Below are 1,392 nucleotides of genomic sequence, written 5' to 3' on the forward strand. Positions count from 1 at the left end.
CTTCTCCACAAGTGAAACGAGTATATCAAACTCAACTTGATGATCGATTAAATAAGATTAATGTTTGTTAAACATGTGATACGATTTATCATAACAATCATATTCATTACGAAATAACTATCATGTCCTTACCTCTAAAGCCACTGGTTTCAATCACTCTCGCACTACTATTACTTGTTGCTACTGCTAGCCAAGCTTCTACTTTACGGTGACAACTATCCTGCCATAGGGGGATGAGCTACCTAAAGGGGTTGAGTTCGCTAAATTCTGTAGTAAAACCGATATGAATTATGACAACATACTTTGGTTAGTTACCAAACCAAAGGGCACTAGTGTTTTGGATAAGACATATGGCTTTGTTAATAACCAAGGTGAAGTCGTCATACCGCTAAAGTTCGATTATGCCGAAGGCTTCGTAAACGGTGTGTCAAGCGTTTCTCTTAATTCTCAATGGGGCCTTATAGACACTACCGGTTACTTAGTTATTCCTAATCAATACGAACACGTTTCGGGATTCAGTGATGGCTTGGCCAGGGCCAGCATATATGATAGTGATAGTCGCTATGGGTTTTTAAACGCGTACAACAAAATAGTGATCCCTTTTGAGTACTCTTATGCAGAGGACTTTCACGATGGCTATGCGATCGTTGGTCGCGATGGTAAAACGGGTGTTATTGATAAAAACAATAATATTGTAGTTCCTATGAAGCGGTACGACTATATTTTTCACACTGACTCTCACGAACCAGAAACCGAGGATTGGCAGTTTAGAGTGGGCACTTATAACCCTCCTCGAGTTGATATCTTAAATAGTAAAGGGGAGCGAGTTTTTCCTATTTATCAAATCACAGGGTTTTTTAAAGAGGGTTTAATCAATGTCAAAAAGGATGGTAAATGGGGCTATGTCGATAGTGATAATAAAACTAAGATAGACTTCATTTATGATGAAGCACTGCAGTTTTATGATAACAAAGCCTTGGTATTTAAAGGTGGTAAGGCTGGTTTTATAAACTCAAAGGGAGATGTAATCACACCTATAGAATACGATCATATTGGTATATTTGATATCAATAATGGTGCAGAGTTTATGTCAGCTCGCAAAGGTGATATTTATTATCTGATAGATAGACAAGGTAATGAGGTTCAAACGGATTACGATAAAATCGACTCTTTTATGGTTGGCTTAGCGCCTGTCATGAAAGCTAACCCCAATAGTCCGACAGGTGAATATTACGGTGTGATAAACGATAAGGGTGAGCTGATCATACCTTTAAAGTATCCCTTTTTAACCGTTGAATATGGAGGGCAATATCACGGTCTAATAAAGGCAGTGACCGATGATGGGCGACATTATGTACTCGATAGAGATGGCACTATTATCGCTGATAAAAC

Annotated in this window: 1 protein-coding gene; it reads left to right on the forward strand. The window is 38.5% G+C overall.

Translation table 11 applies throughout. The features are described 5' to 3' along the window. Window positions 1-337: 337 nt before the first annotated feature. Window positions 338-1,392, forward strand: a 1,055-nt coding sequence (locus ACT3SX_RS15100) for a WG repeat-containing protein (RefSeq protein ID WP_444761833.1), incomplete at its 3' end; no start/stop codon positions are given.

This window comes from Psychrobacter sp. AOP31-B2-9, from assembly GCF_052378005.1.
Classification (GTDB): domain Bacteria; phylum Pseudomonadota; class Gammaproteobacteria; order Pseudomonadales; family Moraxellaceae; genus Psychrobacter.